This window comes from Acidovorax sp. BLS4 (assembly GCF_032929295.1).
Classification (GTDB): Bacteria; Pseudomonadota; Gammaproteobacteria; order Burkholderiales; family Burkholderiaceae_C; genus Paracidovorax.
In genome coordinates this window covers 4,854,184-4,867,373 of sequence record NZ_CP136797.1, presented here as the reverse complement: position 1 = coordinate 4,867,373, position 13,190 = coordinate 4,854,184, and the positions used below count along the sequence as shown (strand labels likewise).

Genomic DNA, 13,190 nt, shown 5'->3' with positions numbered 1-13,190 from the left:
GAGCGGGAGTCGCCACTGCCGCCGGCGCTCGGTACCTAGCGGCCGGATGCGTACAGCGGCGCCTGCACCATGGGTTCGGCGCCCTGGAACCGTCGGCAGTGGTTCTTGCCGTTCTGCTTGGCCTCGTACATGGCGTGGTCGGCCTGGCGCAGCAGCAGGTCTGGGTTGTCGCCGTCCAGCGGGTAGATGCTCAGGCCGATGCTGGCCGAGACGAAGCCCTGGCCGTGCGGCAGCGGCACGGGTTGGTGCACGGCCTGCAGCACCCGTTCCAGCAGGGGGGCGCAGTCGTCGGGGGACTGCAGCCCGCCGATCAGCAGCACCATTTCGTCGCCGCCCAGCCGCGCCAGCGTGTCCTCGGCGCGCAGATGCGACTGGATGCGCCGGCCGACCTCGATGAGCAACTGGTCGCCGGCGGCATGGCCGTGCTGGTCGTTCACGCGCTTGAAGCCGTCGAGATCGAGATAGCACACGGCCAGCAGTTCGCGGTGCCTTTGCGCATGGGCGATCGCCAGCACCAGCCGGTCGGCCAGCAGGCGGCGGTTGGGCAGGCCGGTGAGGCTGTCGTAAAGCGCGATGTGCTCCAGCTCCTGCTCGTGCGCCTTGATCTGGGTGATGTCACTGATGACCACGATGTAGTGGTGCGGGTAACCTTCGTCGCCCAGCACCGCCGCGATGGACACGCGCTGCGGCAAGGCTCCCTGCGGGCTGCGCCCGAGCAGTTCCCCCTGCCAGTAGCCCTGGGCCTGCACGGCATGCCATACGCCAGGAAAGTCGGGGTGGGGCGCGGCGGCGTAGAGCGTCTGCACGTGGCGGCCGAGGACTTCGGTGCGGGACTCGCCCATCATCCGCTCGAATGCGGGATTGGCGTCCACGATGGCACGCTCGGCGTCCAGGATGAGCACCGCTTCGTAGCTGTGCGCGAACACGCTGGCGGCGATGCCCAGCCGCATCTCTGCTTCCTTCACGCCGCGCAGGTCGGTGACGAACCCCACGAACATCGGGCTCCCGGGTGCATCGGCGCGCCCGATGGCCAGCCGCAGCGGGAAGGTGCTGCCGTCGCGGTGCAGCCCCAGCACCTCGCGGCCCGTGCCGATGATGCGCGCCTCGCCGGTCTCCAGGTAGCGGCGCAGGTAGCCGTCGTGGGCGGCGCTGTCGGGCTGCGGCATGAGCATGCGGATGTTGCGGCCCAGCACGTCGGTGGGCGGCCAGCCGAAGATGCGCTCCGCCGAGCGGTTGTAGCTTTGGACCGTGCCTTCATGGTCGATGGTGATGATGCCGTCCACCGCCGTGTCCACCAGGGCGCGCAGGCGCGATTCGCTGCGGCGCACCTTGCGGTACATGTCGCGGTAGCGGATCAGGCCGTTGGCCACGCCCGCGAAGATTCCCACCCCGGCCGTCACCAGCGCCACCATCACCGCGAGCGCCTGCGTCCAGGCGTGGCTGTCCGGCATTTCCGGGTCGGCCTGCCCGACGAAGCGGGCAGCCGCCATGGCGGTGTAGTGCATGCCCGAGATCGCCATGCCCATGATGCTGCCCGACAGCACGGTGGCCTGCCAGTTGGACATGCCGCTGCGCTGGTGCACCGTGAAGCGCACCCACAGCGCCAGCACGGCCAGGACGACCGCCACCACGATCGATGCGGCGAACCAGGCCGGGTCGTAGCGCAGGTCCGGCGCCATGCGCAGGGCTTCCATGCCGGCGTAGTGCATGGCGCCGATGCCCGCGCCCACGAGCAATCCGCCCATGGCCAATTGCCGCCCGGTGACCTCCTGGCGGGCCAGCACGGTGAGCGCCACCCAGGAGGCGGCCAGGCCCGGCAGCATCGACAGGAGGGTGATGCCAACGTCGTATTGGACCGCCACGCACAGGGTGAAGGCCAGCATGCCGATGAAGTGCATGGCCCAGATGCCCGCCCCCAGCGCGACGGCGGAAGTGGCCAGCGCCATCGTGCGGTGCACCGGTTCGTGGGTCAGCCGGGCCTGCCCCGCCAGGTGCAGCGCGAGGGTCGACGTGGCCACGGCCACCGCGACCGACAGCAGCACCAGCCACGGATCGTGCTGTGCCACCAGCAGGTCGGCAGGGGACTCTCCCAGCAAGAAAAACCGCTCCAGCATGCAAGCTCCTCCCGTGTGTCACCGGCCTTGGCCGTGGGGGATGGCTAACGCACGCGCGCGGTGCCATCGTTTATGGACAACGGGTGCATCATGAAGGCGATATCCCTGCGGGGCAAGCGCCGGGTGTTTCAGGGGACGCGGCCCGCAGGCCGCGGCACGGCTCAGGCGGCAGCCTGCAGCCCGTTGGAGAAGTGCTCGCGCATGGCGCAGGCGGCGGCCTGCGCGTCGTGTGCCTGCAGCGCGGCCAGCACCCGGCCGTGTTCGCGCAGCGATTCCTCGATGCGGCCCTGCTTGAGCAGCGAGTTGTGGCGGTTGAGCTTCATCACCTTGCGCAGGTCGGCCACCATCTGGTTGCGCCAGCGGTTGTCGGCCATCTCCAGCACCCGCATGTGAAAGCGCTCGTTCACCGCGAAGAAGCGCTCGCGGTCGGCCACGCTGGCGGCCAGCTCGCGGTGCAGTCCTTCCAGCTCGCGCAGCTGTTCGGCCGTGGCGCTGGCGGCGACCACGCCGGCCGCATCGCTCTCCAGCAGCGCCAGCAGGTGGTACACGTCGCGCAGGTCCTTGTCGGACACCTCGGTCACGTAAGCGCCGCGGCGGACCTTCATCGTGACCAGCCCTTCGGCGGCGAGCACCTTGAGGGCCTCGCGCAGGGGGGTGCGGCTGATGCCGAACTCCTCGGCGATGCGCAGCTCGTCGATCCAGCTGCCGGGCTGCAGCTCGCGCCGAAAGATGCGCTGGCGCAGTTGCTCCGCCACCTCTTCGTAGAGGGCGCGGGGGGTGAGGGTGGCGGCTGACATGGCGGGAATGTACCGCAGAAAAACTATAAATTAATAATTACAGATTGGGTTAGACTCGCTTCACTGTGCCAAATCGTTGCAGCGCCACCGCGCTTTTCTCGCGACCCGTGAAGCCTTCCCAGATATGAGCAGCAACACCCCATTCCCCTCTTTCGCCCCCGCAGACCTCGCCGCGTGGACCCGGGCCGCCGCCAAGTCGGCCCCCGGTGGCGATGTCGCGGCGCTGAACTGGGTGACGCCCGATGGCATCACGGTCAAGCCGCTCTACACGGCCGAGGACACGGCGAACCTGCCTTACGCCAACACGCTGCCAGGCTTCGAGCCCTATCTGCGCGGCCCACAAGCCACGATGTACGCGGTGCGGCCCTGGACGATCCGCCAGTACGCGGGCTTTTCCACGGCCGAGGAGTCCAACGCCTTCTATCGCAAGGCGCTGGCCGCTGGCGGGCAGGGGGTGAGCGTGGCGTTCGACCTGGCCACGCACCGCGGCTACGACAGCGACCATCCGCGGGTCACGGGCGACGTGGGCAAGGCCGGCGTGGCGATCGATTCGGTGGAGGACATGAAGATCCTCTTCGACCAGATTCCGCTGGACAAGGTGAGCGTGTCCATGACGATGAATGGCGCCGTGCTGCCGGTGCTGGCCGGCTACGTGGTGGCCGCGGAAGAGCAGGGCGTGCGGCAGGACCAGCTGTCGGGAACCATTCAGAACGACATTCTGAAAGAGTTCATGGTGCGCAACACCTACATCTACCCGCCCAAGCCCTCGATGCGCATCATCGGCGACATCATCGGCTACACGGCGCGGAACATGCCGAAGTTCAATTCCATCTCCATCAGCGGCTACCACATGCAGGAGGCGGGCGCCAACCAGGCGCTGGAGCTGGCCTTCACCCTGGCCGATGGCAAGGAGTACGTGAAGACGGCCATCGCCTCGGGGCTGGACGTGGACGAGTTCGCCGGCCGCCTGTCGTTCTTCTGGGCGATCGGCATGAACTTCTATCTGGAGGTGGCCAAGATGCGCGCCGCGCGCCTGCTGTGGTGCCGCATCATGAAGGCCACCGGTGCCAAGAACCCCAAGAGCCTGATGCTGCGCACCCACTGCCAGACCAGCGGCTGGAGCCTGACCGAGCAGGACCCCTACAACAACGTGGTGCGCACCACCATCGAGGCCATGGCCGCGGTGTTCGGCGGCACGCAGAGCCTGCACACCAATGCGCTGGACGAGGCCATCGCGCTGCCCACCGAGTTCTCGGCCCGCATCGCCCGCAACACGCAGCTCATCATCCAGGAAGAGACCCACATTACCAGCGTGATCGACCCCTGGGCCGGCAGCTACATGATGGAAAAGCTCACGCAGGACATGGCCGATGCCGCGTGGACCATCATCGAAGAGGTCGAGGCCATGGGCGGCATGACCCAGGCGGTGGACAGCGGCTGGGCCAAGCTCAAGATCGAGGCCGCGGCCGCCGAGAAGCAGGCGCGCATCGACTCGGGCAAGGACGTGATCGTGGGCGTCAACAAGTACAAGCTGCACAAGGAAGACCCGGTCGACATCCTGCAGATCGACAACGTGAAGGTGCGCGACGGGCAGATCGCGCGCCTGAAAGCCATCCGCGAAAAACGCGATGCCGCGCAGGTGCAGCAGGCGCTGGACGCGCTCACGGCCGCGGCGGAAAGCGGCGAAGGCAACCTGCTCGACCTGGCCATCCAGGCGATGCGCCTGCGCGCCACGGTGGGCGAGGTGTCCGATGCGCTGGAGAAGGTCTATGGCCGCCACCGCGCCGACACGCAGAAGGTGACGGGCGTGTATGCCGCCGCCTACGACTCGGCCGAAGGCTGGGAGCAGCTCAAGGCCGAGATCAACGAGTTCGCCGAGGCCGAAGGCCGCCGCCCGCGCGTGATGATCGCCAAGCTCGGTCAGGACGGGCACGACCGCGGCGCCAAGGTGGTGGCCACGGCCTTCGCCGACCTGGGGTTCGACGTGGACATGGGCCCGCTCTTCCAGACCCCCGAGGAATGCGCGCGCCAGGCCATCGAGAACGACGTGCATGCCGTGGGGGTCTCCACCCTGGCGGCGGGGCACAAGACGCTGGTTCCGGCCATCATCCAGTCGCTCAAGGACCAGGGCGCGGACGACATCATCGTCTTCGTGGGCGGCGTGATCCCGGTGCAGGACTACGACTTCCTCTACGAGGCGGGCGTCAAGGGCGTGTACGGCCCCGGCACGCCGATCCCGGCCAGCGCCAAGGACGTGCTGGAGCAGATCCGCAAGGCCTTCGCGGCATGACGACGGCGACCGTCGGCCGGGCGCCTGCGCGCATGGCATGGCGCCGCGTGGAGGTGCCGCATTGACCGCCCCCGCATTCACCTGGCATCCGGTGGCCGAAGCGGACTTCGAGCCCATGCTGGCGCTGCGCACCGCGGCCATGCGCGAAAGCCTGGAGCGCGTGGGCCGCTACACGCCCGAGCGCTCGCGCGAGCGGCTGCGCGCGGCTTTCACCCCAGAGCACATGTGGCACCTGGTCGCACCCGACGGCCGGCGCATGGGCTTCGTCACCGTGCGGCCCGAGGGCGGCCGGGCGCTGCGGCTGCAGCACCTGTACCTGCACCCGGACTGGCAGGGCGCCGGCGTGGGCGCCGCCGTGCTGGCCCAGGTGCAGGACCGGGCGCGCCGCGAAGGCGCCGTGCTGCGCGTGACCGCGCTGCAGCGCAGCGATGCCAACCGCTTCTACCAGCGCCACGGCTTCGTGCAGACCGGCGAGGAAGACGTGGACGTGCACTACGAGTGGCGGCCCGAAGAGGGGGCCGAATGAGCGCGCCCCGGCCTTCGACCGCTTCTTCTACGGGGGCTTCGCCCCATCGGCCACCTTCGCCCGGCGGCTGGCTGGACGGCATCCTCCAAGGCGCCCAGGCCGTGCAGCGCCGGGCCATGTCCAAGGCGATCACGCTGCTGGAGTCGACCCGTGCCGACCACCGCGCGCAGGGCGACGAGCTGCTCACCGCCTTGCTGCCGCACACCGGCCAGTCGTTTCGCCTGGGGATCAGCGGCGTGCCCGGCGTGGGCAAATCCACCTTCATCGAAGTGCTGGGCCTGCACCTCATCGGCCTGGGCCACCGCGTGGCGGTGCTCACCATCGACCCGTCGTCCACCGTGTCGGGCGGCTCCATCCTCGGCGACAAGACCCGCATGGAACACCTGTCCATGCACGAGAAGGCCTACATCCGTCCCAGCCCGTCCAGCGGCACCCTGGGCGGCGTGGCCGAGAAGACGCGCGAGGCCATGCTGGTGTGCGAGGCCGCCGGCTACGACATCGTCATGGTGGAGACCGTGGGCGTGGGCCAGAGCGAGATCGCCGTGGCCGGCATGACCGACATGTTCGTGCTGCTGCAGCTGCCCAACGCCGGCGACGATCTGCAGGCGATCAAGAAGGGCGTGATGGAGATCGCCGACCTGGTCGTCATCAACAAGGCCGACATCGACCCGCACGCCGCCACCCGCGCCGAGGCGCAGATCACCTCCAGCCTGCGGCTGCTCAGCCAGCACGGCAACCCCGAGCGCTCGCTGGGCCACCCCCGCCATGTGCCGGCAGCGGGCCACGGCGCGGTGCCGGCCGAAAGCGAGCCGGCTCCGGCCCCGGCCGATGCCGCCCCCTGGCAGCCCAAGGTGCTGCAGATCAGCGCGCTGCAGGGCCAGGGCCTGCAGGCCTTCTGGGCCGCCGTCAGCCAGTTCCGCCAACTGCAGACCGCCAGCGGCCGGCTCGCCCGCCGCCGTGAAAGGCAGGCCCTGGCCTGGATGTGGGAGCGCATCGAGGCGGGCCTGCGGCACGCGTTCCGCCAGCACCCCGAGGTGCGGGCGCTGCTGCCCACGCTGCAGGCGGACGTGGCGGCCGGGCGCATCGCCGCGTCCACTGCCGCACGGAATCTGCTCGCAGCACAAGAAAACTCCCGGCATACCGCTATTAAATAAATAGCAAAAGAATCACCACCGAAAGAGCGACCCATGCAAGACATCCTCGAACAACTGGAGCAAAAGCGCCAACTCGCCCGCCAGGGCGGCGGTCAAAAGCGCATCGACGCGCAGCACAAGAAGGGCAAGCTCACCGCGCGCGAGCGCATTGAGCTGCTGCTGGACGACGGCACGTTCGAGGAATGGGACATGTTCGTGGAGCACCGCTGCACCGACTTCGGCATGGAAGGCCAGAAGATTCCCGGCGACGGTGTGGTGACCGGCTACGGCATGATCAACGGCCGCCTCGTCTTCGTCTTCAGCCAGGACTTCACCGTGTTCGGCGGCGCGCTGTCGGAAACGCATGCCGAGAAGATCTGCAAGGTGATGGACCAGGCCATGAAGGTGGGTGCGCCGGTGATCGGGCTCAACGATTCGGGCGGCGCGCGCATCCAGGAGGGCGTGGCCTCGCTCGGCGGCTATGCCGACGTGTTCCAGAAGAACGTGCTGGCCAGCGGCGTGATCCCGCAGATCAGCATGATCATGGGCCCTTGCGCCGGCGGCGCCGTGTACTCGCCCGCCATGACCGACTTCATCTTCATGGTCAAGGACAGCAGCTACATGTTCGTGACCGGCCCCGAGGTGGTCAAGACGGTCACCCACGAGGAAGTCACGGCCGAGGAGCTGGGCGGCGCCGGCACCCACACCACCCGCAGCGGCGTGGCCGACATGGCGTTCGAGAACGACGTCGAGGCGCTGATGATGCTGCGCCGCCTGTACAACTACCTGCCGCTGAACAACCGCGAAAAGCCACCCGTGCGACCGAGCAACGACCCGGCCGACCGCATGGACCGCAGCCTCGACACCCTGGTGCCCGAGAACCCGAACAAGCCCTACGACATGAAGGAGCTGATCACCAAGGTGGTGGACGACGGCGACTTCTTCGAACTGCAGCCCGACTACGCCAGGAACATCGTCATCGGCCTGGCGCGCATGGAGGGTCAGACCGTGGGCATCGTCGCCAACCAGCCGCTGGTGCTGGCCGGCTGCCTGGACATCAAGAGCAGCATCAAGGCCGCGCGCTTCGTGCGGTTCTGCGACGCGTTCAACATCCCCGTGGTCACCTTCGTGGACGTGCCCGGCTTCATGCCCGGCACGTCGCAGGAGTACGGCGGCATCATCAAGCACGGCGCCAAGCTGCTGTACGCCTATGCCGAGTGCACCGTGCCCAAGATCACCGTCATCACCCGCAAGGCCTACGGCGGCGCCTACGACGTGATGAGCTCCAAGCACCTGCGCGGCGACGTCAACCTGGCGTGGCCCAACGCCGAGATCGCGGTGATGGGCGCCAAGGGCGCGGTGGAGATCATCTTCCGCGAGGACAAGAACGACCCCGCCAAGCTCGCCGCCCGCGAGGCCGAGTACAAGCAGCGCTTTGCCAACCCCTTCGTGGCCAGCGCGCGCGGCTTCATCGACGATGTGATCCTGCCGCACGAGACGCGCAAGCGCATCTGCCGCAGCCTGGTCATGCTGCAGGGCAAGAAGCTGGAGAACCCCTGGCGCAAGCACGGGAACATTCCGCTGTGAGCGATGCACGCCCCATGAAAACCGTCTGGATCGTCGATGGCGCCTACCTCTTCAACTACGGCAAGGGCCGGCCCTTCGACTACCTGAAGCTCAAGAACGAGATCACGCGCCTGAACGGCGGGCCGATCCACGAGAGCTACTACCTGAACTCGGCGAGCGATCCATCCACCGATGCCCAGAACGCGTTCCACTCCTGGATCAAGACCGCGCCACCCATCGGGCCGAAGTTCCGGGTGCAGCTCTACAAGCTCAAGCGCATGCACGCCAACTGCCCCAACTGCAGCCACCAGTTCGACCGGTCGGTGCAAAAGGGCGTGGACGTGGGCATCGCCACGCTGATCATCAAGCTGGCGGCCCAGAACGTGTACGACCGGCTGATCCTCTCCGCCGGCGACGGGGACTTCGAAGACGCCATCTCCTACGTGAAGTCCGAGCTGCACAAGGAGGTGTGGGTCTCGGGCTCCACCTCCAACCTCTCGCCCGACCTGCAGTCGTACTCGGACAACGTGCTCTGGATGGAAGACATGAGCCCGGCCATCGACCGGCACGCATGAGCCCCGTGCCGCAAGACAGACAGACGAAAAAGACGCAAGACACCGCCCGTTAGAACACCTCCACTCCCCAACACCATGTTCACCAAAATCCTGATCGCCAACCGGGGCGAAATCGCGTGCCGGGTCATCGCCACCGCCAAGAAGATGGGCATCGCCACCGTGGCGGTGTATTCCGATGCGGACAAGGAGGCGCGCCACGTCAAGCTGGCCGACGAGGCCGTGCACATCGGGGCGGCGCCCAGCCGCGAGAGCTACCTGCAGGCCGACCGCATCATCGCCGCCTGCAAGCAGACCGGGGCGCAGGCCGTGCACCCGGGCTACGGCTTCCTGTCGGAAAACGAAGCCTTCGCCAAGCGGGTGGAGGAGGAGGGCATCGTCTTCATCGGCCCCAAGCACCATTCCATCGCCGCCATGGGCGACAAGATCGCCTCCAAGAAGCTGGCGAACGAGGCGAAGGTCAGCACCATTCCGGGCTGGAACGACGCCATCGAGTCGGCCGAGCGCGCGGTGGAGATCGCCCGCGACATCGGCTACCCCGTGATGATCAAGGCGTCCGCCGGCGGTGGCGGCAAGGGCCTGCGCGTGGCCTACAACGACAAGGAGGCGCTGGAGGGCTTCACCTCGTGCCGCAACGAGGCGCGCAACAGCTTCGGCGACGACCGCATCTTCATCGAGAAGTTCGTGCAGGAGCCGCGCCACATCGAGATCCAGGTGCTGGGCGACAGCCAGGGCAACGTGATCTACCTGAACGAGCGCGAATGCTCCATCCAGCGCCGCCATCAGAAGGTGATCGAGGAGGCGCCGTCCCCCTTCATCTCCGACGCGACGCGCAAGGCCATGGGCGAGCAGGCCGTGGCCCTGGCCAAGGCGGTGAACTACCAGAGCGCTGGCACGGTGGAGTTCGTGGTCGGCAAGGACCAGGACTTCTATTTCCTGGAGATGAACACGCGCCTGCAGGTGGAGCACCCGGTGACGGAATGCATCACCGGCCTGGACCTGGTCGAGCTGATGATCCGCGTGGCGGCCGGCGAACCGCTGCCGCTCACCCAGGCCGACGTCCGGCGCGATGGCTGGGCCATCGAGTGCCGCATCAACGCCGAAGACCCGTTCCGCAACTTTCTGCCCTCCACCGGCCGCCTGGTGCGCTTTCAGCCACCGGAGGAGTCGATGTTCCAGGCCGACACCACCAAAAAGCTGGGCGTGCGGGTGGACACGGGCGTGTACGAGGGCGGCGAGATCCCCATGTATTACGACTCGATGATCGCCAAGCTCATCGTGCACGGCCAGGATCGGGAGGACGCCATCCACAAGATGCGCGCCGCGCTCAACGGGTTCGTGATCCGCGGCGTGGGCAGCAACATCCCGTTCCAGGCCGCGCTGCTGGCCCATCCGCGTTTCGTGGCGGGCGACTTCAACACCGGCTTCATCGCCGAGAACTACAGCCAGGGCTTTGCCTCGCAGGACGTGCCGCACGACGATCCGCTGTTCCTGGTGGCGCTGGCGGCCTACATGAACCGCCGCTACCGTGCGCGTGCCTCGGGCATCAGCGGGCAGCTGGCCGGCCACAACGTGAAGGTGGGCGAGCAGTTCGTGGTGGTGGTGATGGGGCACGAAGGCCGCAACGAGCACCACGCGGTGTCGGTGACGGACTTCCAGGGCAGCTCGGGCTCCAGCGCCGTGTCGGTGGGCGGCAAGAGCTACCAGATCGGCAGCGCGGCCACGCTCGGCCAGATCCGCGTGCAGGGCCAGTGCAACGGCGCGGGCTTCACCGCACAGGTCGAGCGCGGCACGCCGCGCAGTCCGCTGGCGCTGCGCATCTCGCACAATGGCACGCAGATCGATGCCATCGTGCTGTCGCCCCTCGGCGCTCGCCTGCACCAGCTCATGCCGTACAAGGCGCCGCCGGACCTGAGCAAGTTCCTGCTGTCGCCCATGCCCGGGCTGCTGGTCGACGTGGCGGTGCAGCCGGGCCAGGCGGTGCAGGCCGGCGAAAAGCTCGCGGTGATCGAGGCCATGAAGATGGAGAACATCCTGTTCGCCACCCAGGACGGCATCGTGGGCAAGGTGGTCGCCGGCAAGGGCGAGTCGCTGGCGGTGGACCAGGTGATCCTGGAATTCCAGTGATCTTCGTGCGCGGTGTCGCGGGCAGGGTGGGCAGGGCCCGAACCGGCCGGCACCGCGTGGCGCATGCCTGGGGGTGGCACGCTGTGGATCAGGACCATTTTGGCCTGCGGCGCATATTCCACTAGGGCATATTGCTATAAAAATCATAGTAAACCGTTTTTTGGAATCCGCATGGCAAATCCCATCACCGCACGCCCGTTCAAGGTCCTCGGCATCCAGCAAGTCGCCATCGGCGGCACCGACAAGGAGCGCATGAAGGCGCTGTGGGTGGACATGCTGGGCCTCGAACAGACCGGCACCTTCCGCAGCGAGCGCGAGAACGTCGACGAAGACATCCTGGCCATGGGCCGGGGCGCGCATGCGGTGGAGGTGGACCTGATGCAGCCGCTGGACGTGGACAAGAAGCCTGCCGTGCACACCACGCCGCTCAACCACATCGGCCTGTGGATCGACGACCTGCCGCGCGCGGTGGAATGGCTCACCGCCCAGGGGGTGCGCTTCGCGCCGGGCGGCATCCGCCAGGGCGCCGCGGGGCACGACATCACCTTTTTGCACCCCAAATCCAGCGCGGAGTTTCCGATCGCGGGCGAGGGGGTGCTCATCGAGCTGGTGCAGGCCCCTAAAGACGTGATCGCGGCGCTGGGCTGACGAATCCGCAGGCATTGCCTGCCGCCCTCCAGCGGCACTGGCGCCAACTGCACGCAACTCCGGGCATGGCTGCGCGGTAGGGCGATGTGTTTTCGGAAAGATGGCCATGGTTTCGCGACAGAAGGCGACACAGGTTTTGCACCTGTGCGATCGTGCAGGCAATGTCGCGCAACCTCGCTTAAAAAGCCCGATCGCGGGCCGGCCGTTGACGGCAGATAACGGCACTCCATCGTGCTCGGGTTTGTGAGGCCTGGATCTGGATTTGCGCCGCCGGCTCCGCCAGAATCTGCGCCTGCCACGACCGGCCAGACGCCGGACTGCCGAAAACCAGACGAGAAAGGGCCCACCCACCATGCCAACCACCGCTGTCCCACCCACCCCCGCCGCGGCGCAAGCCGTGCAACTGCACCGCCGCCCGCCGGTCGCGCAGGTGCCCGCCGGGCCCTGGTCCGTCGAGGCCATCCAGGCGCTGCTGGACAAGCCGTTCATGGACCTGATGTTCCAGGCCCAGAGCGTGCACCGCGAGCACTGGCCTGCCGGCGACATCGAACTGGCCACACTGCTGTCGGTCAAGACCGGTGGCTGCCCCGAGAACTGCGGCTATTGCCCGCAGTCGGCCGAGTTCGACACCGGCGTGAAAGCCGAGAAGCTGATGAGCGTGCAGGAAGTCACGGCTGCGGCCCAGGCCGCCAAGGATGCCGGCGCCACCCGCTTTTGCATGGGCGCCGCCTGGCGCGCGCCCAAGGACCGCGACATCGAAAAAGTGAGCGAGCTGATCGGCGCCGTCAAAGGGCTGGGCATGCAGACCTGCGCCACGCTGGGCATGCTCGAATCGCACCAGGCGCAGGCGCTGAAGGACGCCGGGCTCGACTACTACAACCACAACCTGGACACCGCGCCCGAGTACTACACCGACGTGGTCAGCACCCGCGCCTACCAGGACCGGCTCGACACCCTGCAGCACGTGCGCGGCGCCGGCATCAGCGTGTGCTGCGGCGGCATCGTGGGCATGGGCGAGGCGCCCGTGCACCGCGCCGGCCTGCTCGCCCAGCTCGCCAATCTGAATCCTTACCCCGAATCGGTGCCCATCAACAGCCTGGTGCGCGTGCCCGGCACCCCGCTGGCCGACAGCGAACCGGTGGACCCGCTCGACTTCGTGCGGGTGATCGCCGTGGCGCGCATCACCATGCCCAAGGCCCGCGTGCGCCTGTCGGCCGGCCGCCAGCAGATGGGCGATGCCGTGCAGGCGCTGTGCTTCATGGCGGGCGCCAATTCGATCTTCTATGGCGACAAGCTGCTGGTCACCGGCAACCCGGAGGGCGAGGCCGACGTGAAGCTGCTCGCCAAGCTCGGGCTGAAGGGCCACCGCACCACCCGCACCGAAACGGACGAACTGCCATTGCAGGCCTGACCGTCC

At 67.8% G+C, this 13,190-nt stretch carries 10 protein-coding genes; 8 read left to right on the top strand and 2 right to left on the bottom strand.

Annotated features, from left to right (window positions below; all coding sequences use genetic code 11):
* Nucleotides 1-35: 35 nt before the first annotated feature.
* Entirely contained in the window at nt 36-2,114 is a 2,079-nt protein-coding gene (locus R1Z03_RS22410) for a bifunctional diguanylate cyclase/phosphodiesterase (protein ID WP_284431141.1), read from the bottom strand.
* A gap of 161 nt (nt 2,115-2,275) precedes the next feature.
* Nucleotides 2,276-2,911: a GntR family transcriptional regulator gene (locus tag R1Z03_RS22405; RefSeq protein WP_284431140.1), complete on the bottom strand. Its 636-nt coding sequence runs from the start codon at nt 2,909-2,911 to the stop codon at nt 2,276-2,278.
* A gap of 124 nt (nt 2,912-3,035) precedes the next feature.
* Between R1Z03_RS22405 and scpA the strand changes: the two genes are divergently transcribed.
* The 8 genes from scpA to bioB all read left to right on the top strand — a co-directional run bounded on the left by scpA (nt 3,036) and on the right by bioB (nt 13,184).
* Nucleotides 3,036-5,201, top strand: coding sequence for a methylmalonyl-CoA mutase (gene scpA / locus R1Z03_RS22400; protein WP_284431139.1), 2,166 nt, complete (start codon nt 3,036-3,038; stop codon nt 5,199-5,201).
* 61 nt (nt 5,202-5,262) lie between these two features.
* Nucleotides 5,263-5,727 (top strand): GNAT family N-acetyltransferase, encoded by a 465-nt coding sequence (locus R1Z03_RS22395; RefSeq protein ID WP_317355320.1) that lies wholly within the window; start codon nt 5,263-5,265, stop codon nt 5,725-5,727.
* A complete protein-coding gene (meaB, locus tag R1Z03_RS22390; RefSeq protein WP_372588189.1) occupies nt 5,724-6,881 on the top strand; it encodes a methylmalonyl Co-A mutase-associated GTPase MeaB in 1,158 nt (385 codons plus the stop codon). The genes R1Z03_RS22395 and meaB overlap by 4 nt, the downstream gene beginning before the upstream one ends.
* A gap of 33 nt (nt 6,882-6,914) precedes the next feature.
* A complete protein-coding gene (locus R1Z03_RS22385) occupies nt 6,915-8,447 on the top strand; it encodes an acyl-CoA carboxylase subunit beta (protein WP_272569492.1) in 1,533 nt (510 codons plus the stop codon).
* Nucleotides 8,448-8,461: 14 nt separating this feature from the next.
* The gene (locus tag R1Z03_RS22380; protein ID WP_272569491.1) at nt 8,462-9,001 is read left to right on the top strand and encodes an NYN domain-containing protein; all 540 of its coding nucleotides are present in this window, start codon (nt 8,462-8,464) and stop codon (nt 8,999-9,001) included.
* 75 nt (nt 9,002-9,076) lie between these two features.
* On the top strand, nt 9,077-11,125 hold the full coding sequence (locus R1Z03_RS22375; protein WP_317355313.1) for an acetyl/propionyl/methylcrotonyl-CoA carboxylase subunit alpha: 2,049 nt from the start codon (nt 9,077-9,079) through the stop codon (nt 11,123-11,125).
* Between the two features lie 171 nt (nt 11,126-11,296).
* Nucleotides 11,297-11,773 (top strand): VOC family protein, encoded by a 477-nt coding sequence (locus R1Z03_RS22370; RefSeq protein WP_284399723.1) that lies wholly within the window; start codon nt 11,297-11,299, stop codon nt 11,771-11,773.
* Nucleotides 11,774-12,125: 352 nt separating this feature from the next.
* Complete coding sequence (gene bioB, locus R1Z03_RS22365) at nt 12,126-13,184, top strand: biotin synthase BioB (RefSeq protein WP_284399720.1); 1,059 nt, start codon at nt 12,126-12,128, stop codon at nt 13,182-13,184.
* The last annotated feature ends 6 nt before the right edge of the window (nt 13,185-13,190 follow it).

Coding starts and splice junctions, on each gene's coding strand:
- R1Z03_RS22375 (WP_317355313.1), top strand. CDS start 9,077: ATGTTCACCAAAATCCTGATCGCCAACCGGGGCGAAATCGCGTGCCGG.
- meaB (WP_372588189.1), top strand. CDS start 5,724: ATGAGCGCGCCCCGGCCTTCGACCGCTTCTTCTACGGGGGCTTCGCCC.
- R1Z03_RS22405 (WP_284431140.1), bottom strand. CDS start 2,911: ATGTCAGCCGCCACCCTCACCCCCCGCGCCCTCTACGAAGAGGTGGCG.
- bioB (WP_284399720.1), top strand. CDS start 12,126: ATGCCAACCACCGCTGTCCCACCCACCCCCGCCGCGGCGCAAGCCGTG.
- R1Z03_RS22370 (WP_284399723.1), top strand. CDS start 11,297: ATGGCAAATCCCATCACCGCACGCCCGTTCAAGGTCCTCGGCATCCAG.
- R1Z03_RS22380 (WP_272569491.1), top strand. CDS start 8,462: ATGAAAACCGTCTGGATCGTCGATGGCGCCTACCTCTTCAACTACGGC.
- R1Z03_RS22410 (WP_284431141.1), bottom strand. CDS start 2,114: ATGCTGGAGCGGTTTTTCTTGCTGGGAGAGTCCCCTGCCGACCTGCTG.
- scpA (WP_284431139.1), top strand. CDS start 3,036: ATGAGCAGCAACACCCCATTCCCCTCTTTCGCCCCCGCAGACCTCGCC.
- R1Z03_RS22385 (WP_272569492.1), top strand. CDS start 6,915: ATGCAAGACATCCTCGAACAACTGGAGCAAAAGCGCCAACTCGCCCGC.